The sequence below is a fragment of the Stenotrophomonas sp. YJH_SMC_127 genome (assembly GCF_059372445.1).
The window spans coordinates 1,112,218-1,130,318 of sequence record NZ_JCAFVO010000001.1; the positions used below are offsets into that span (position 1 = coordinate 1,112,218).

Genomic DNA, 18,101 nt, shown 5'->3' on the forward strand with positions numbered 1-18,101 from the left:
CGGGTGACGGTGCGGCACCCGGCCGCAGCACGTGGAACACGGCACGCGTCACATTTTTGACGGCAGCCCTTGGATCCTGAATAGGACTTGCCTTATCATGAAAACGTTTTCTCACAGGGATGTTTCCCCAAAATGAATACCACCGACCTGTCCCAGTTCAGCCCGAAGTGGCAGTTCCGCTTCAACTTCTTCCGTCAGCATGGCGCGCCCAAGAATCCCGGTTTCAAGCAGGCCTGGAAGGCGCTGTCGTTCGGTGACCGCCTGAAGATCAACCTGAACTTCTTCGCGTTGTTCTTCGGTGCGATCTACCTGTTGATCCTGGGCATGTGGCGCAAGGCGCTGGTGGTCATCGGCATCAACATCGCGCTGGCCATCGTCAGCATGTTCCTTCCCGACGTCGTCGGGCGCATGCTGTTCATCGCGATGAATCTGCTGGTCGCCTCCAGCACCAACTACAGCTACTACCTGGAGAAGGTGGAAGGTCGCGCCAGCTGGAACCCGTTTGAAGGAATGTTCTAAGCCATCAGACCGGCGCAGGGATGCGCGGCAAGGATGCAACCGACGCCCGGCCCCCGCCGGGCGTCTTCATTTGCGCGATCAGGCCGCGCGGCGTGCCACGGCCGCCGGCTCGGCCTGCAGGCGGAAGCGCGACACCGCCACCGCCAGCTGCTCGGCCTGCTCCTCCATCGCACGCGCGGCGGCACTGGCTTCCTCCACCAGCGCGGCGTTCTGCTGGGTGGTTTCGTCCATCTGCACCACAGTCTGGTTGACCTGCTCGATGCCGGCCGATTGTTCGCGCGACGCGGCCGAGATCTCGGCCATGATCTCGTTGACCCGACCGACCTGACCGACGATGTCCTGCATGGTGCGCCCCGCGCCGTGCACCAGCTGCGCACCGGCACCGACCTGGGCCACCGAGGCGTCGATCAGCTCCTTGATCTCCTTCGCAGCACCCGCCGAACGCTGCGCCAACGCGCGCACTTCACTGGCAACCACGGCGAAGCCACGGCCCTGCTCACCGGCGCGCGCCGCTTCCACTGCCGCGTTCAACGCCAGGATGTTGGTCTGGAACGCAATGCCATCGATCACCGAGATGATCTCGGCGATGCGCTGCGAAGACGCCTCGATCTGCTCCATGGTGTGCACCACCTGGCTGACCACCTGGCCGCCTTCGCTGGCCACGCCCGCCGCGGAACCGGCCAGCGCGTTGGCCTGCAGCGCGTGGTCGGCGTTCTGGCGCACGGTGGAGGTCAGTTCTTCCATCGACGCGGCGGCTTCTTCCAGGTTGGCAGCCTGCTGTTCGGTACGGCGCGACAGGTCGCTGTTGCCGGCGGCGATCTCGCCGGCGGCCAGGCGGATGCTGGCTGCCGACTGCTGGATCTGGCCGACGATCTGGGTCAGGTGCTGCACGGTGCTGTTGGCATCGTCGCGCATCACCGCAAACACCCCATGGAAGTCACCCTGCATGCGGGTACTGAGGTCACCGCCGGCGATCGCGCGCAGCAGCGTCGACAGTGCGGCCAGGTTGTGGTCGCTGACTTCCATCATGGTGTTGAGGGTCTCCACCATGCGGCGGAAGTCGTGGTCGAAGCGCAGTGCATCACCGCGCACGGCGAAGTCACCGGCGGCGGCCGCAGCGGCAAGCTGCTGGATCTGCTCGTTGATCGCGGCCAGGTTGCGCTTGGTGGTCGCCATCGCAGCGGTGAACACCGCCTTCTCGCCCGGCAGTGCTTCCATGTCCACGCTGAGGTCGCCGACGGCATAGCGCTGCATCACTTCAACCAGGCGCTGGGTGATCGCGTTGCTGGAGGCCACCAGCTGGTTGCTGTCGGCCACCATGCGGCCGTACTCGCCCGGGAACGCCGCGGCATCCATGCGGTAGCTGAGTTCACCGGCATCGTGGCGGCGCGCCATTTCGGCCTGCGCAGCCATCACCGCCTGCAGCTGGCCGCGCATGCCCTGCATCGCGTCCAGCAGGCGCCCCACTTCGTCGTTGCTGCGCGCAGGCAGGATGCTGTCCAGCTTGCCGGCGGCGACGTCACCGGCCACGCGCACCGCTTCGGCCAGCGGGCGGATCGCCAGGCGGCGCAGCAGTATGTAGACACCGGCGCTGAGGGTCAGCGCGGCGATCACGCCGACCAGCAGGGTCAGCCACAGCAGCTGGCGCGCTTCGGCCACGATCACCGCATGCGGCATCACCACGCCCAGCGCGAAGCGCTGCGGGGCATCGCCCACGCGCAGCGGCACATACACGCGCACGTTGCCGGCCGCATCGGGGCTGAAGGCCTCGAAGGGGCGGTCGGCGGCGATCTCGGCCAGCATGCTGCGGGTCAGTGCGTCGTTGCGAGGCTTGCCGATTTCGGCGGCATTGGCCGAGGCCAGCACCACGCCCTTCGGCGACAGCAGTTCGACGCGGCCGGCCCCCATCGGCTTCAGCGTGGCCAGGTGCTTCTGCAACGCTGCCAGCGAGAAGTCGACGGTGAAGACACCGAGGAACCTGTCGTTCTCGATGATCGGCGTGCTCAGCGTACTCATCAGCACCTGCTGCCCGGCGATGTCATAGGCATACGGTTCGCTCACTTTCGGCAGCTTGTCGCGGCTGGGCACCATGTACCAGTCACCGGAACCGCTGGCGGTCTCGGTGTAATCGGTCATCACCGACTGCTGCGGCTTGCCCTCCTGCCAGGCCCAGTAGCTCATGTAGCGGCCGGTGGCATCGTGCGCCTCGGTGTTGACGAACTCGGCATCCTTGCCGTCGAAGGCATCGGGCTCCCACATGGTGCTCTTGCCCAGCCATTCGGGATGGGCGCGCAGCTGCTCGCCCAGCACCGCCGCCAGGCTGGCGCGGTCGGGCACGTCACCACGGGCGCGCTGGGCCAGCACGCTTTCAACCATGGCATCGTTGCTGGCAAAGGCGGTGCCCAGATCGGCCGCCACCTGGCGCGCCTCAGCGGTCGCCTCGCTGGTCATGGTCTGGCGCGAGGCGCTGATAAGGCTGGCGCTGGCCTGTCGGTAGATCAGGAACGCGGTCAGGCCGAAGCACAGCAGCGCGATCGCGGCGGTGCCCAGCATCAGCTTGTGGGCGATGCTGCCCGGGCGGCGGGCAGCGGCGGAACGGGAAGAAGGCATGGGAGGGTCCGCAAGGCAGTTCAGGACGACCGGCACCACGAAGGCACCGCGCAGGCGCGCGATCCGTCGCGCAGGCCACCGGCCGCCGGGCGGGCCCGGCGCTGGAAGCGCACCGGGTTAGCGGCCGCCCGCCAACGAGGTTGAGGCGACCGGCCTGCACATTCCTGAATCTGCTCAGGGTCGGGTCAGCCACCCGTCCGTCGCGATGGCCTCACTCGGCCACGCGGTCCTTGATCCACTGCGCGCGCGGCAGTACCTCGATGCTGCCGACGGCATACTGCTGCAGCACGTCGTCCGGCCCGAAGCACGGTTGCCAGCCCAGCTCACTGCGCAGGCGGGCACTGTCGTAGACACGGTCGATGCTCAATGGCAGCGGCCAGCCACGGCGTTCGAACTCGGCCAGCAGCTGCGGCGCGCGACGGGCCAGCACGCTGCGCGGGTGGGTGGCCAGTTCCAGGCAGTCCTCGCGCCGGAACGGCGTCGGTGCGCAGGCGAGATAGCGGGCGAATCGGGCGCCTTCGTCGAGCAGCAGTGCAGCGTGTGCGCTGGCCACATCGCGGGCGTCGATGCCGCGATGCAGGCGGAACATCGCCATGCGCTCGGGCGGTTCCGGGAAGCACCGGCCCATGCGCAGCACGCGAACGCTGAAGCCCGGCGTGGCGGCAGCTTCAGCCAGGGTCTCGGCCTGCAGCTTGGTGCGGTGGTAGATCGTGCGCGGCAGCGGCTCGGTGTCTTCATCGATCCAACGGCAGCCACCGGCTACCACGGCATGGCCGTACAGCGCGGTGGTGCTGGTCAGCACGAAACGCCGTGCGCCGGCTTCGCGTGCGGCCTGCAGCAGGTGCGCGGTTGCCTCCACGTTGATCTGCTGGAATACCGCGTCCGGCACCAGGCCGACATGCGGAGCATGCAGGGCCGCGGTATGGATGACCGCGTCCACGCCCTGCACCGCACGCGTGACCGCCTGGCGATCGGTGACATCGGCAATGATGCGCGTGGTGGCGAACGGGCTGCGGTCCAGCCCCACCACTTCGTGGGCGGCCGCCAACGCACCGAAGATCGCGCGCCCGATGCGCCCGGAACTGCCGGTCAACAGAATCTTCATTGAGTCCATTCACTCGAAGCGCCCGGGAACTACCGGGATGCTTCGATTCTAGGCATGCATTCGCGCATCTGCGATAGGACAGCCATGCAATCGTGCGTTCATCTTGACGACTTCGCAGGCGCCAGCAGTTGCCGCGCGATGAACAGCGGATCGTCGCCGCCGGCCACATCAGGCCTCACGCCGGTGCCTTCCCAGTTGCCGCCGGTGCGCAGATTGATTGGTTGCCGGTCGGGAATGCTGATCTGATAGCCATCGGGCAGCAACACAGGATCACCAAACATATGCGCGGCACCGCCACTGCGCGTGCCGACAATGCGCGCGCGGCCCAGGGCCTGCAGCGAATAGGCGACGAACTCGGCCGCCGAACCGGTACGCCGGTCGATCAGCACCACCAGCGGCTTCAGGTACACAGGCAGGCTGGCAGGCGGCAGCGGTACCGGCGTGCGCCGGCCACGCTGGTCCAGCTGCTGCACCGCGCCGATCTTCGCGTCCAGCAGCGTGCGCACCAGCAGGTCGGCACTTGCATCGTCGCCTCCCCCATTCTGGCGCAGATCCAGCACCAGGCCATCGGTGTCGGCCAGCAGCGTGAAGGCCGCAGCGAACTTCGGGCGCGCCAGATCCAGCGGATAGAAGGTACTCAGCCGCAGGTAGCCAACGTTGCCTTCCAGCACCCGCACCTCGCGCACACCGGCACCATTGCTGCGGGCATCGGCACGCCAGGCCATCAACCAGTCGTCCTGGCCGGCAGCTGCGTCCACGCGCTCAACGTGGAAGTGGCCATCGAACATGTCCAGGTCCTGGTTCAGGCGTGCGCTGAACGCAGCAGGATCCGAACAACTGTCCGCATAGCGCTGCTGCGCCGACCAGCTGCGCAGGGCATCGGCGATGCGGGCGGCCTCCGCCTCGTCCAGGTACTGCGCCTGCACGGCGCTGGCGGCCGCCTGCAGCACCGCATCCTGCGCCGGGCAGGCCGTCGCCAGCAGCGCGCCGAGCATCCAGGAGACCGCCATCATCCACCCCGCATTGAGGATATATAAGCGCTTATATATCATCCCACTCATGGATCTCCAACACGCCACGCTGGGTACCCTGCTGCGCGCACTGCTGGACCAGCTGGACCCGGCCGTCGAGCAGGCCTACCGGCACCTGCAACTGGACTACCGGCCGCGCTACACGCCGGTGCTGCGCACGCTGATGGCGCAGGGCCCCTGCCGGATCAAGGACCTCGCGCTGGCCTGCGGGCTCAGCCATTCGGCGCTCAGCCAGACCGTGGCGGCGATGGTGCGCGATGGTTGGCTGCACACTGCCAATGGTGACGACGGGCGCGAACGCATCCTGCAGTTGAGCCCGCGCGCGCAGCGCGCGATGCCTGTGCTGCAGGCGCAATGGCAGGCCACCGCAGTGGCGGCACGCAGCCTCGATGCCGATCTGGGGCAGTCGTTGGAGCAGGTGCTGCGCAAAGCACTGGTGGCGCTCGAACAACGGCCCTTCGCACAGCGCCTGCAGGACGCCCGCCGGCGCTGAAGCGCTACTGCTCTGCGACCATCTCGACCTCGCTGAGGAAGGTCCAGCTGCCGTTGGCCACGCGCAGCTCCAGCGTGCGGCATTGCGCAGCCAAGGGGGCTGCATTGCCGAGCACGTACTCCTCTTCGGTCGAGCCCATCACGCCGGACTGGGTGAAGGGTGCCGACAGCGTGCCGATCGTTACGGCGGCAGTTCCGGGCTCGGCGCACATCACCTCCACCGACGTCGGCGTGACGATGCCCCAGGCCGGGCGGGTCATCGTGTGCAGGCCGATCCAGTCCACCCGTCGGCGCTGGCCCAGGTCGATGGTGATGCTGACGTTGCCGTGCACGCCTACCCAGCCCGCGTCCATCGGATTGCGCGGGTCGCCTACCCGGCGGTCGAACAGCTCATGGCCGCTGCCGTCGGGATAGCTGGTCGCCGGCGCCACGCTGTAGTGATAGGTGGTCTGCACCGGATCGACGAGGTACGAGGCACCCAACCCGTACAACCCGCGATAGGTGTTCATCATCCGCGGCGCCTCGCCGTAGCCCTGGCCGGGGCCGACCACTTCGGACAGGTGGTACTGGTTGAGCCAGGCAACGCGCTTGCCAGCCGAACGCGCGCTCCACAACTGCTGGTTGATGCGCTGCACCGACGCCGACCGGTATGCACCGGACAGGCCGTTACCGGTATCAAGGAACAGCGGGCTGCCATGGTTGAACAGCTCGATGTCGGCCCACACAGCGCTGGCGCCCAGCTGCGCCGACAACGCCTGGTAGTACTGCTCGGTGGAATAGCCCGGTCGATCCCACTGGAACAGTTTCGCGTGCGACGCCGCGCCGATGCCGTCCTGCCAGATCTGCACGTCGACCCCCGTGGCAGAGCGAAACCGTAGCGCAGCACTGGCCACGCTGGCCGGGTCGACGCTGGAGGATGCCAGATAGGGCGCCACCATCACCGGCCTGGACGGCGTCGCCGCTTTCAGTGTGGAAACGATTGAACGATAGAACGACGCACGCTCGGCCGGTACCTGCGCGGGCTCATCGGTGATGTACCAGCCGGCGAATGCCGGATGCATCGCGTACTGCTGGGCCAGCTGCGCCATCGACTGCGCTGCGTCCTGCGCCACCGCTGCAGCGTTCGAGCCCTGCCAGAATGCCGCACACTGGCCCGAACTGTAGGTGGTGCCGACCACGACCTTCATCCCACGCGCTGCGGCCGCGTCCAGCACCGTGCCCAGCTTGGCCGGGAAGCCGGCGATCCATTCGAAATCCTGCGCGCTGCTGGCGCAGCCCACGCCGGCACGGGTGGCGCGGGTCTGGCCGATGATGAGCGTGTCGTTGCCCAGGTCCCGCAGTTCGTCGAGGAACAGCGGCAGCTGCGCCGCTGGCAGCTGCTCATCGGTGGACGAGTAACCGAAGTGAACGAAACTGCCGCTCAGCAGCGCAGTGTCCGCATGGGCCGGTGCAGCGCAGGCCAGCAGTACAAGCCATCCGAATCTGTTCACGGCGTCCTTTCCTGTCTGGGCGGTCATCCGCCATGCCGGTCCATCCTAGCCAAGCGGCGCTCATCGCGCAGCGGCGTAGTTGCGCCGTGAAAGCCGGTGCGGCGTGGCGTGAGGGCAGCACCGCCGGTGCGGACACTGCCTTAGCCGGGTACACGCAAGGATGAGCTCCCCTTCCATGCACCGGGAGCCTTCACATGGCTGACCAGCATCACGGCACCTCCCATCGCGGCTTCGCTTCGATGGACCGGGACAAGCAGCGCGCGATTGCCGCAAAGGGTGGACGCGCCGCGCATGCGTCCGGCAATGCACATGAGTTCAGCCCGGCCGAGGCACGCGTGGCGGGCCGCAAGGGCGGCGAGGCGATCAGCCGCAATCGCCAGCACATGGCAGCGATCGGCCGCGAAGGCGGGCACGCGCGCCACGCCAATGCACGGCAACAGCGGCAGCACGCGGCCGAACCCGCGCCGACGAAGGAAGGGCCGCAACGCCAGCAGGGCTGACCGCAGCGTGCTCAGGCGCGCCTGCACTGGCGGTACAGGGCGAGCGCCGCCAACAGGGCCAGCACGCCCGCGACAGCCATCGCCCAGCCGAAACCGCTGGCCATCGCGCCGCGGTACCAGGCCAGTATCTGTGTCCCCGGCAGCAGTGACGACGGCTGCAGGATCAGCGTGCGCGCCTGTGCGGCCACTGCGGGCTGCCCTGCCGCCTGCGCGGTCGCAGTGAACTGGCGTACCGCGCGCAGGCCCATCAGGCTGCCCAGCAGCGCGATGCCCAGGCTCATGCCCGCCTGGCGCAGCGCGTTCATCGTGGCCGACGCAATGCCGGCACGCTCGGCCGGTACGCATGACATCACCGCCATGCCGGTCGCAGGTACCGCCAGTCCCATGCCAGTGCCGAGCAGCATCAGCAGTGCGCTGGCCTGGCCGTGCGCTGTAGTCGGCTCGAACGTGGCAATCGCACACAGCGCCATGCCTGTCATTGCATAGCCCGTCACCAGCGCGGCATGCAGCCCGAACCACGCCGCCAGACGGCCGAACAGCAGCGACACCACCGCCATCAGCACGAACTGCGGTACCAGCTGCGCACCGGCCTGCGCAGCCCCATGTCCCTGCGCCTGCTGGAAGAACAGCGATAGGAAGAACAGGCTCGCATAAGCGGTGAATCCAAGAACGAACGAGGCCAGGTTGAGCATGCCGAAACCCGGCTTCGCCAACAGGTCCAGCGGCAGCAGCGGCCGCGCCACGCGGCGCTCGACCCACGCAAACAGCGCCAGGCCGGATGCTGCGATGCCGAGCGCCAGCAGGGTCGAAGGTGCCAGCAGGCCGTGCTCGCCGATCGCGATCAGGCCGTAACTGAGTGCACCCAGCGCGACGATGCTGAGCAGCTGCCCGGCCGGGTCCAGCGCGGCGTGCTGCGGATGCCGTCGCTCAGGAATGCCCCAGGCCCCCAGCGCGAGTGCAAGCAGGCCCAGCGGCAGGTTGATCAGGAAGATGCTGGGCCAACCTGCGCGCTGCACCAGTTCGCCTCCCAGCAGCGGCCCCAGCACCAGCGCCAGCGCGCTGAACGCCGACCAGCCCCCGATCGCGCGTGCACGCTGGCGCGGATCAGGGAATGCATGGCTGAGGATCGGCATCGCACTCGGGATCAGCAGGGCGCCGGCCACCCCCTGCACCGCCCGCCCCGCCACCAGTGCGGAAAGACTGCCTGCGCGGGCACACAGCAGCGAGCCCACGGTGAAGGTCGCCACGCTGAGCAGCCACATGCGGCGGTGGCCATAGCGGTCACCCAGCGGCCCCGCCGACAGCATCACTGCGGACAGGGCGATGGCATAGGCGTTGATCACCCACTGCAGCCCGGCTATGTCGGTGTGCAGTGCCTGCTGCAGCGTCGGCAGCGCGACGTTGACGATGCTGATGTCCAGCGAGGCGAGGAAGGTGCCCAGGTAGGCCGCCAGCACCAGGGCCGGCCGTCGGAAGCGTTGCATGTGCGGATGCCGGGAGGGGGCGTGCGCGCATCGTAGTTTGATGACTGACCGTCAGTCAATGACCGGCGGTCAGTCATTGCCGGAGGAAGCTAGAATGGCGACCGTCGCACCCGGACCCCGCCCCATGCAGATTCCCGCAGTCGCCAGGCCCCGCACCAAACCCGCTGAAACCCGCCAGGAAGAGCTGATGGACGCCGCGCAGGCGCTGTTCCTGTCACAGGGCGTGGAAGCGACCACCATCAGTGACATCGTGGCCGCCGCCGACGTGGCCAAGGGCACGTTCTATACCTACTTCGCCTCGCGCACCGAGATCCTGCAGGCGCTGGCGCAGCGCTACACGCTGCAGTTCATGGCCGAGGTCGACCACGCCGTTCAGCAGCAGCCTGCCCACGATGGCGTGGCGCGACTGTGCGCCTGGATCCGCGCCAACATCGAGACCTATGTGCGCACGCACGCACTGCACGACGTCGTCTACGCCAACCACCACCACCACCAGCGCGGCAATGCCGAGCGCAACGCCATCCAGCAGCAGCTGCTCGACATCCTCGAGGCGGGCACCCGTGCAGGCCTGTGGCAGCTGCCGGCACCGCAGATCACGGCCTCGCTGATCTATGCCGGCGTACATGGCGCCACCGATGACCTGATCGCTGCGCCCACGCAGGACGCCGACACCTTCATTGCGGCGGTGGTGGCCGATTGCCTGCGCATGGTCGGCGTGTCGCCGGCGCCGAAGCGTGGCGGCACCCGTCGCTGAAGCGCCCGCCGTCGCTCAGGCGTGGGCGAGGATGTTCAACAGCCGGCCGAACGGGTCGCGGACGAAGAAGCGCCGCACGCCCCAGGGCTCGTCGGCCGGCCCATAGTCCAGCGCGATGCCAGCCGCGTGCATGCGTTCCAGCACCTCCTGCAGGTTGTCCACTTCGATAGACAGGTCCGGCACCGGTGCGCCGGAACCCCCTTCGCTGGCGAAGCTGACCTGCGCCAGCGCACTGCCCTGCCCGCCATGGGTGACGATCCAGCCATGGTCCATCACCACCGGCATGCCGAGCAGCTCGCCATAGAATGCAGCGGCGCGGGCGGGATCAGACGTGGCGATGTTGGCGACGACACGCATGACGGCCATGTTCCACTCCACCAGGAAGAATACGCCGAGAGTGCCCCACCCTGCGCACAAACAGAAGAGCCCCGTCATGGACGGGGCCCGTCATCAGCCGATCATGGCTGGGCTTACACCGCGCCGCAGCGCTCCATGACGCATCGATCGTATTCGTACTGGCATTCCATGGCATCACCCCCACCGGCTACGCACGCCTGGTAGGCCTTCCAGCAGGGCAGATCGCAGGGCGGAATCGGTCCGGCCACGGCCACCGAGCCGCTGCAGGCCAACGCGAACACAGCACCGGCGATCACTTTCCTGAAAGTACGCATCGACATCACTCCTTGATAAGCCTGGGGAGCCCAGGCCGGGCCACCTTAGCGCTGCACACGGGACGTTGGGTGAAGGCGGATGCGGCTGGACTCAGTGTTGCAGCATTCCCAGGACACGCAGTTGCCCGGCCAGCTCATCACTGTTGCGCCACGGCAGGATCGGCGAATTGCCGCGCTCGTCCGGCGGGTGTCCGGCAGCGCGTCGGACCCGCCACCTGCCCCTGCAAGCGACACCAGCGGCCGCTTGTGCAGCCAAACCTCCGAGATCGTGCAGGCGCGCCCACCGCTGACGATGCAGGCATCACCGGCAAGGGCCATGATCAGGTTGCGCGCATCCCCCATGCCACAGGGCACCACCACCGTGGCCGGCCAGTCGGCCTGCGGCATGCTGCCTTCCGGGATGACGCTGGGCACCTGGCCACCAGCTGCGCGCTCGAACGCGTCGCTGCCAGGATCGGCACCACCCAATATCGCCAACGGTGGTTTACGGAATGCGGTACGCATGGACGCTTCCGAAGCCTCGGAAGGACGGGTCACGGTGCCCTGCCCGCTGGAGCCACACCATGCACCGATCACAAAACATTAACACGTTCATAAAATTCCCTTCACATTACTGGGGGATATCGCCATGCGTTGGCGTTAACGGCCTTGTTGTCCGTCAACCAAGGAAGTTGTCCGATGAATCACCCGCTGTACGGCCGTTCGTCCCGCTCCCTGTCGCATCGCCCGCTGGCGCTTGCCGTCGCCAGCTCACTGCTGCTGGCCACCGCACTGCCAGCCATGGCCAGCGAATCACTCGAGACCTGGCAGCAGCAGCGCCAGCTGCAGGCCGCGTGGGCGCAGCCCGCTGCCAGCACCGCACCTGCAACCACGGCCACGGCAGCTGCCACCAGCAGCACCGCCGTTCTTGGCAATCCCGGCGATCCGGCCAGCTGGCGCAGCGACGAATTCAACGCCGATTGGGGCCTGGGCGCGATGGGCGCGGACTACGCCTATGCGCGCGGCCTGACCGGCAAGGGCGTACGCCTGGCGCTGTTCGACTCGGGCTCCGCACTGGCGCATCCGGAGTTCGCAGGACGCAATACCTCCAGCATCACCATCGGTGCCGACTGTGCGACGCCGGGCGTGGTCGCAGGGGCCGGCGCCTGCGGGCAGACCCGCGGCGAACAGCCCGGCTACAACTACTACGGACTGGGCGCCGGCGTTCCGGCCTCACTGGCGGCACGCCTGATCGCCGCCGGCCAGCCCTATGGCTTCAGCTACGCCGATCACGGCACGCATGTGCTTGGCACCATCGGCGCCAACCGCAATGGCACCGGCATGCATGGCGTGGCCTTTGGTGCGGATCTCACTGCCGCCCGCGTGTTCGGTGACACCTACTACGAGTGGCGCCTGGACCCGGACAGGTTCTATCGTCCGCGCGCGGTGTACCGCACCGATCCGGATGATGCCGCCACGCTGGACATGTATGCGCAGATCCAGGCGCAGGGTGTACGCGCCATCAATCACAGCTGGGGCATTTCCACGCGCAACATGACCGCCGCCGCGCTGGACCAGCAGTACGCCAGCATCGGTGCCGACTACGGCGTGTACGGCAGCATCTACGCCAACAACGGCGATGCCCCGGGCTCCACTCTCATCCAGGTGTGGTCGGCTGGCAACGGCAGCGGTGCGGTTGCCGGCATCACCGCCTCGATGCCGCGCTGGAAGCCCGAACTGGAACCGTACTGGCTGGCGGTCGCCAATGTCCGCCGGCCCGACACCGCCGCAGGTGAAACCGACTACGTGATCGATGGCAGTTCCAGCATCTGCGGGGTTGCCGCCAACTGGTGCATCTCGGCCCCCGGTACCGATATCGTCAGCACCATCGTCTCCGGCGATATCCAGGGCCGCATCGAGAACACCTCCGCCTACGTGCGGCTGATCATCGACAGCGAGAACACCAGCTACGTCTACGGCACCAAGACCGGCACGTCGATGGCCGCACCCCATATCACCGGCGCCCTCGGCCTGCTGATGGAGCGCTTCCCGTACCTGGACAACGCCCAGGTCCGCGACGTGCTGTTGACCACCGCACGCGATCTCGGCGCGCCAGGCATCGATGCAATCTACGGCTGGGGCATGGTCGACCTGCGCAAGGCCATCGAAGGCTATGGTTCGCTGCGCGTGGACACCAACGTGGTGATGAACCAGAGGGCCGGCGGCCTGAAGGTCTGGGAAGGCGATGCGTGGGACAACTGGACCAACGACATCGGCGGCCCCGGCAAGCTGACCAAATCCGGTATCGGTTGGCTGCGCCTGAGCGGCAACAACAGCTTCAACGGCGCCGTGGTGCAGGACGGCATGCTGGAGTTGAACGGCGCCAACACGCTCACCTCGGCGGTCGAGGTCCAGGGTGGCCGGCTGCTGCTCAACGGCAGCCTGGTCTCCACCGCCCTGACCACCACCGGCGGCGTCAGCACGGTCAGCACCAGCGGCGTGCTGGATAACAGCAACCTGGTAGTCAACGGCGGCGTGGTGTCCTTCAACGGCACGCAGGCCGGTGGCACCACCACGGTCGGCGCCAATGGCCTGTTGAAGGGCGTCGGCACGCTCGGCAACACCCGCGTGGACGGCATCATCGCGCCGGGCAACTCGATCGGCACGCTGACCATCAACGGCAACTACGTGCAGGGCGCCACCGGCGTGTATGCGGCGGAGCTGGCACCGGGTAGTCGCAGTGACCAGCTGCACGTGACCGGCACCGCCACCCTCGGCGGCACCCTGGTCGCCCTGCCGGAACCGGGCGTGTATTACCTCGGCGAACAGTTCAACGTCCTGCGTGCCGACGGTGGCATCAGCGGCCAGTTCGCCAAGACCGACTTCAGTGCGTTCTCGCCCTTCCTGCAGTTCAGCCTGGCCTACGGCGCCAATGGCACGCGCATCGACGTTGCCCGTGGCGCTTCGCTGGCCACGGCTGCCAACACGCCCAACCAGCGTGCGGTGGCGGCCGCCGCCGACCTGCTGCCGATCGCCCAGGGCCTGCCCAAGCCGCTGACCCAGCTGTTCCCGCAGCAGGTCGGTGGCGTGCTCGATGGCCTCAGCGGCGAGCTGCATCCTGCCACGGCCATCGCCCTGGTCGAGGGCAGCCGCTACGTGCGCGATGCCGCGTTGTCACGCCGTGCCGGCGCCAGCGCGCCCGGCAGCGACGTGGGTGATGCGACGGGTGCATGGGTGCAGGCCATCGGTGGCAACAGCAGGCTGGACGGTGACTTCAACACCGCCCGCACCGAGGCCAACAGCAACGGCCTGCTGGTCGGCATCGACCGCGAGTTCTCCGGCTGGCAGGTTGGCGTGCTGGCCGGTACCGGCCGTACCGACGTCAAGCAGCAGGACCGCCGCGCCAAGTCGAAGATCGACAACACGCACTTCGGTGCCTACGCCAGCCACACCTGGGGCGGCTTCGGCCTGCGCGGTGGTGTGGCGTGGAGCAAGCACGAGGTGAAGAGCACGCGTGAAGTCGCCTTCGCAGGTTTCAGTGACAGCCTGAGCGCGCGTTACGACGCCCGCACCCGCCAGGCCTTCATCGAAGCTGGTTATCGCTTCGGTGGCCCCGAAGCCGGGCTGGAGCCGTACCTGCAGGTGGCGCGCGTGGAAGTGGACCTCAAGCGCATCAGCGAACGCGGTGGAGCAGCGGCGCTGCAGGGCAAGGTGGACGACACCGGAACCACGATCGCCACCGCCGGCGTGCGCTTCGACAAGGGGCTGAAGGCTTCGTTCCAGCAGGACAGCTGGCTGCACCTGCGCGGGGGTGTCGGCTATCGTCGTGCCTCGGGGGATCGCAGCCAGGTCGCCAACCTTGCGTTTGCCAATGGCAGCTCCACGTTCGCGGTCAACGGCGCGCCGATCGCCGACAACGCGGTGGTGGCCGAACTGGGCCTGTCGGCGTGGCTGACCTCGCGCCAGCAGCTGGAGCTGGGCTACAGCGGCCAGTTCGGCAGCGAGAGCCGTGACCATGGTGCGAATGCACGCTGGTCCGTGCGTTTCTGATCTGTGCCTGCAATGCGATGAAAACAGGAGGGGCGGCCGATCGGCCGCCCCTTCTGCTTGCAGGTGACGCTCTTTCAGCTCAGGCGCACAGCGCCTGCATGGCCTGTGCTGTGACCTCGACGATCTGCCCATCCACGATGTGGACGCTGCGACCCGCGCATGCCGCCAGCTCCTTGTCATGCGTCACCATGATGATGGTCATGCCGCCCTGGTTGAGCTCACGCAGAATCTCCATGACCCCCTGCGACATCTGCGAGTCCAGGTTTCCGGTCGGCTCGTCAGCCAGCAGCAGGGCCGGCGTACCCGCGATGGCGCGGGCGATCGCCACGCGCTGCTGCTGCCCGCCCGACAGTTCGCCGGGATAGTGCGACATGCGGCTGCCCAGTCCGACCTGGGCCAGTGCCGAGACCACACGCTGCCTGCATTCGGCTGCCGCCATGCCACGGTAGCGCAGCGGCACCTCCACATTGGCCTGGATGGTCAGATCCGGGATCAGGTTGAACGCCTGGAACACGAAGCCGATCTTCTCGTTGCGCAGCGCGCTGAGCGCCGCGTCGCGCATGCCGCCAACATCCACGCCGCCGATCGCGTAGTGGCCGCCGGAAAAGCCCTCGAGCAGACCGAGGATGTTCAGCAGTGTGGACTTGCCGGAGCCGGAAGGGCCGGTAATCGACAGGAAATCGCCCTCCTGCACCGACAGGTCGATGGAGCGCAATGCATGGGTCATGACTTCACCCACCTGGAACACTTTGCTGACGCCTTGCATCCTGAGCATGGAAATTCTCGCTTGCAGATGGAAGCAGCGACCGGCCAAGGCCGCTGCGGGACTCACAACGAACGGATGGCCGACACCGGCGCGATGGCCGCGGCACGCAGCGCCGGCAGCAGTACCGCCGCCTGGCCCAGCAGCAGCAGGATCACCGCACTCACCGGCAGGTACAGCAGTGGCAGGCGCGGCAGTTCGTAGAAGCGCATCAGGGTCAGGTTCATCGCGTAGGCCAGCAGAGCCCCGGCCGCGATGCCGATGGAGACAATCAGCAGGTTCTCGATCTGGAAATAGCGCATCACATCGGTGCGCGTGGCCCCCAGCGCGCGGCGGATGCCGATCTGCTTGCGACGTTGCTCCACCCAGTAACTGGCCAGTCCGACAATGCCCAGGGCAGTGGCAGCGAGCAGTGCGATGATGACACCGCCCAGCAGCCCCATCATGACCCGGTCACCTTCGAAATGCCGCTCGCGCAGTTCGGAGATCCGCCGGCTGCCCTCGACATCGAACACCACGTCCGGCGCGACACGGCGGATTGCCTGCTGCGCATCGCGCATTACGCGGTTCATGTCGCCGGCCTCGGCGCGCACCAGATAGCGGCCGGTCAGGCGCGGCCCCTGCGATGCGGGCACGATCACCGACCAGTCCGAGCCCTTGGCTTCACCGCGGCCGGGGCGGGATACGGCCATGTGCTCGACCACGCCGATCACCCGCAGCCGGGTGTCCATCGCCCACAGGCTCTTGCCCACGGCGTTTTCGCCGGGCCAGTAGCGTTGGGCCAGCTCCTGGGTGACCAGCGCCGGGGGATTGGCCGGCACCAGTTCATCGGTCGGTGCGAACTCGTCCGCACCGGGCATGCGCCCCCCCACCAGGTGCAACTGCAGCGCGTCCAGGGCCACGGCATCGGCCAGGTAGAAATCCAGAACACCGCCGGGCACCTGCTGGTCCTCGTCCAGGTTGACGCCGGCGCGTATGCCCGGGCTGCCGAACGGCATGGCACTGACCAGCCCGGCCGCCGTCACGCCGCTCAGCCCCCGCAATGCACCAACGACCCGCGCGTTGACATCGTTGGCGCGCTCGGCATCGATGCCGTCGAGCTGGATCACCCCCAGCCGTGACTCGTCCAGGCCACTGACCAGCTGCATTGCAGCGTTCCGCTCGATCATCAGGAAGATCGCGTTGCACAGCACGGCGCAGGCCAATGCGATCTCCATCGCGATGAGGAAGGTCGCCAGGCGGTGCCGGCGCAGGGCCGAAAGTACGATGCCGATCTGCATGGTGGTTCCTCTACAGAAGCTTCAGTTGGGCGATGGGCTGGACCGCACTGGCACGGATCGCGGGAATCAGGCTCGCCAGCAGGCTGGCCAGCACCGACAGCGCCAGGGTGAACAGCAGCATGGTGGTATCAAGCCGCGCCAGGTCCGCATAGGCCACCGGCTGGCTGCGCACCGCGCTCAGGCCGAGCCAGGTCAGCAACAGGCCCAGCGTGCCACCCAGTGCCCCCACCAGCGCGGCCTCGACCACGCACTGCAGGAAGATCGCCGCGCGGCTTGCGCCCAGTGCGCGACGCAAGCCGATCTCGCCGCTGTAGCGCAGGAACTTCGCCAGCAGCAGACCGACCACATTGGCAATGCAGATCCCGAGGAAGGCGAAGGCCAGGATGGCCTGCAGCTTCACGTCGCTGGGTACCACCTGGTTGAAGTCGAGCCACTGCATCAATGAGCGCAGCCGCGTGTTGTCGGCGTGGCTGATCCGGCCCAGGGCCTTCTGCTCAGCGGCATAGTTCTGCAGGAACCGCTGATAGGCGGCCACCTTGGCGGCGCTGTCCAGCTTGACCCACAGGTGTACCCAGACACACGGCGCGGTCTGCAGCCGGCCGCGCTCCTCCGGCGTGGACCAGCAGGTGAACGGCACGAAGTCGCCGTCATTGATCTCCAGGCTGGAGGTCAGCGGCATGAACAGATCATCGGCCGAGGCGAAGAAGCCCGACGTGTTGCCGCCGCTGAAGCGGCCGCCCCGCACCTTGTAGAACAGCGGCGAGGGCCGCCAGGGCGCGAGCACGCCCACGATGCGCATCGCGGTGTCCTTGACCCGCAGTGTCTGCCCCACACTGTCGCCCCCACCGAACATCTGCTCGTTGAGCTCCGACGAGATCACCACCACACGTGCGCGCGCGTCATCCTCCTCGCGCGACCACCAGCGTCCATGCGCCAGCGGCACCGCGAACATCGTCGCGAAGTCGGTGGTGGTGGAGATCGATGAGCGGATGACCGGTGGCGCGCTGCCCTGATCGGGCCGCAGCTTGACCGGATTGGTGACCAGCAGTGTCTGCTGGTCCGCGCGCCCGGACGACCACAGGTCGTAGGCCGAACGATAGTCCAGCACGTCGTACGGCTCGCGGCCCTTCGAGTTCGGGTTGGCATCCAGCTGGGGGTAGTAGAGGTCACCGCTGCGCCCGGGCAAGGGATCGCCGGACAGCAGGTAGACCACGGTCAAGGTGGTCATGCTGGCCCCAATGCCCACCGCGATGGCCAGCACCATCAGGGCGGTGATGGCCTTGCTCCGCAGTGTATTGTGCAGCGCCACCTGCGCGCAGTAGACCAGCCTGCGCATGCCCGCACCCTTTTCTGCACCCTGTATCGACTTCATG

The 18,101-nt window shown here is 67.5% G+C and carries 16 protein-coding genes; 5 read left to right on the top strand and 11 right to left on the bottom strand.

All coding sequences use genetic code 11. From position 1 onward, the window contains the following. Positions 1–132: 132 nt before the first annotated feature. Positions 133–519 carry a DUF2628 domain-containing protein gene (locus AC5QAB_RS04955; protein ID WP_014648516.1) on the top strand — a complete coding sequence of 129 codons (387 nt, stop codon included), beginning with the start codon at positions 133–135 and terminating at the stop codon, positions 517–519. 78 nt (positions 520–597) lie between these two features. Here AC5QAB_RS04955 and AC5QAB_RS04960 read toward each other — a convergent pair whose 3' ends face one another. The 3 genes from AC5QAB_RS04960 to AC5QAB_RS04970 all read right to left on the bottom strand — a co-directional run bounded on the left by AC5QAB_RS04960 (position 598) and on the right by AC5QAB_RS04970 (position 5,244). Then, positions 598–3,129: a methyl-accepting chemotaxis protein gene (locus tag AC5QAB_RS04960; RefSeq protein WP_197561924.1), complete on the bottom strand. Its 2,532-nt coding sequence runs from the start codon at positions 3,127–3,129 to the stop codon at positions 598–600. 211 nt (positions 3,130–3,340) lie between these two features. After that, positions 3,341–4,234 carry an NAD-dependent epimerase/dehydratase family protein gene (locus AC5QAB_RS04965; protein ID WP_014648518.1) on the bottom strand — a complete coding sequence of 298 codons (894 nt, stop codon included), beginning with the start codon at positions 4,232–4,234 and terminating at the stop codon, positions 3,341–3,343. Between the two features lie 98 nt (positions 4,235–4,332). Further along, positions 4,333–5,244 (bottom strand): S41 family peptidase, encoded by a 912-nt coding sequence (locus AC5QAB_RS04970; RefSeq protein WP_495233201.1) that lies wholly within the window; start codon positions 5,242–5,244, stop codon positions 4,333–4,335. A 49-nt stretch (positions 5,245–5,293) separates the two neighbouring features. Between AC5QAB_RS04970 and AC5QAB_RS04975 the strand changes: the two genes are divergently transcribed. Beyond that, on the top strand, positions 5,294–5,758 hold the full coding sequence (locus tag AC5QAB_RS04975; RefSeq protein ID WP_014648520.1) for a MarR family winged helix-turn-helix transcriptional regulator: 465 nt from the start codon (positions 5,294–5,296) through the stop codon (positions 5,756–5,758). Between the two features lie 4 nt (positions 5,759–5,762). Here AC5QAB_RS04975 and AC5QAB_RS04980 read toward each other — a convergent pair whose 3' ends face one another. After that, complete coding sequence (locus AC5QAB_RS04980) at positions 5,763–7,247, bottom strand: DUF4434 domain-containing protein (protein WP_495233195.1); 1,485 nt, start codon at positions 7,245–7,247, stop codon at positions 5,763–5,765. 194 nt (positions 7,248–7,441) lie between these two features. Here AC5QAB_RS04980 and AC5QAB_RS04985 point away from each other — a divergent pair, with 194 nt between their 5' ends. Further along, positions 7,442–7,747: a KGG domain-containing protein gene (locus AC5QAB_RS04985; protein ID WP_046432675.1), complete on the top strand. Its 306-nt coding sequence runs from the start codon at positions 7,442–7,444 to the stop codon at positions 7,745–7,747. 11 nt (positions 7,748–7,758) lie between these two features. Here the strand turns inward: AC5QAB_RS04985 and AC5QAB_RS04990 are convergent, their stop codons facing one another. Next, the gene (locus tag AC5QAB_RS04990; RefSeq protein WP_262216779.1) at positions 7,759–9,231 is read right to left on the bottom strand and encodes an MFS transporter; all 1,473 of its coding nucleotides are present in this window, start codon (positions 9,229–9,231) and stop codon (positions 7,759–7,761) included. A gap of 124 nt (positions 9,232–9,355) precedes the next feature. Here AC5QAB_RS04990 and AC5QAB_RS04995 point away from each other — a divergent pair, with 124 nt between their 5' ends. Next, the gene (locus tag AC5QAB_RS04995; protein ID WP_046432686.1) at positions 9,356–9,985 is read left to right on the top strand and encodes a TetR/AcrR family transcriptional regulator; all 630 of its coding nucleotides are present in this window, start codon (positions 9,356–9,358) and stop codon (positions 9,983–9,985) included. A 15-nt stretch (positions 9,986–10,000) separates the two neighbouring features. Here the strand turns inward: AC5QAB_RS04995 and AC5QAB_RS05000 are convergent, their stop codons facing one another. From AC5QAB_RS05000 to AC5QAB_RS05010, 3 genes are all read right to left on the bottom strand, one after another. After that, complete coding sequence (locus tag AC5QAB_RS05000; RefSeq protein ID WP_032958352.1) at positions 10,001–10,351, bottom strand: VOC family protein; 351 nt, start codon at positions 10,349–10,351, stop codon at positions 10,001–10,003. Between the two features lie 104 nt (positions 10,352–10,455). After that, positions 10,456–10,656: a hypothetical protein gene (locus AC5QAB_RS05005; RefSeq protein WP_134965937.1), complete on the bottom strand. Its 201-nt coding sequence runs from the start codon at positions 10,654–10,656 to the stop codon at positions 10,456–10,458. 45 nt (positions 10,657–10,701) lie between these two features. Beyond that, on the bottom strand, positions 10,702–11,160 hold the full coding sequence (locus tag AC5QAB_RS05010; protein WP_239508241.1) for an SLOG cluster 4 domain-containing protein: 459 nt from the start codon (positions 11,158–11,160) through the stop codon (positions 10,702–10,704). A 174-nt stretch (positions 11,161–11,334) separates the two neighbouring features. Here AC5QAB_RS05010 and AC5QAB_RS05015 point away from each other — a divergent pair, with 174 nt between their 5' ends. After that, positions 11,335–14,685, top strand: coding sequence for an autotransporter serine protease (locus AC5QAB_RS05015; protein WP_262216777.1), 3,351 nt, complete (start codon positions 11,335–11,337; stop codon positions 14,683–14,685). 79 nt (positions 14,686–14,764) lie between these two features. On the opposite strand, the gene AC5QAB_RS05020 is transcribed toward AC5QAB_RS05015, so the two are convergent. From AC5QAB_RS05020 to AC5QAB_RS05030, 3 genes are read right to left on the bottom strand one after another with little or no spacing between them, the layout of a single operon-like run. Then, the gene (locus AC5QAB_RS05020) at positions 14,765–15,460 is read right to left on the bottom strand and encodes an ABC transporter ATP-binding protein (protein ID WP_032958346.1); all 696 of its coding nucleotides are present in this window, start codon (positions 15,458–15,460) and stop codon (positions 14,765–14,767) included. Between the two features lie 53 nt (positions 15,461–15,513). Next, positions 15,514–16,728: an FtsX-like permease family protein gene (locus tag AC5QAB_RS05025; RefSeq protein ID WP_032958343.1), complete on the bottom strand. Its 1,215-nt coding sequence runs from the start codon at positions 16,726–16,728 to the stop codon at positions 15,514–15,516. Positions 16,729–16,738: 10 nt separating this feature from the next. Next, on the bottom strand, positions 16,739–18,100 hold the full coding sequence (locus AC5QAB_RS05030) for an ABC transporter permease (RefSeq protein ID WP_495233196.1): 1,362 nt from the start codon (positions 18,098–18,100) through the stop codon (positions 16,739–16,741). Position 18,101: the final 1 nt, after the last annotated feature.